The 249-nt window shown below is 69.9% G+C and carries 1 protein-coding gene; it reads right to left on the bottom strand.

The window, feature by feature from the left end; genetic code table 11:
* Nucleotides 1-249 (bottom strand): FtsK/SpoIIIE domain-containing protein (locus ACNAVT_RS31925; RefSeq protein WP_416301727.1); only part of this gene is annotated, 249 nt, incomplete at both ends.

The raw sequence follows: 249 nt of genomic DNA on the forward strand, positions 1-249 counted from the left end.
GTGACTTTGCGGCGCCCGTGGGCGCGGAGCCAGGCGTAGCGGTTGTTCATCACGACCTGCAGCCGCTTCAGCACGGTGAGGGCGGCGGTGATGTCGGGGCCGATGAACGCGTCGGCGCAGTCCTCCCACTGGCCCAGTTCGACGAGCTTGCCGTCGAGGAGTACGAGGCGGGAATCGATGGAGAGGGCGGCGTGGGCGGCGATGGTGTTGAGGAGGCCGGATTTGCCTCCGCCGGGTTCGCCGCCGGCG

The organism is Micromonospora sp. SL4-19 (assembly GCF_047921475.1).
Taxonomy (GTDB): Bacteria; Actinomycetota; Actinomycetes; order Mycobacteriales; family Micromonosporaceae; genus Micromonospora.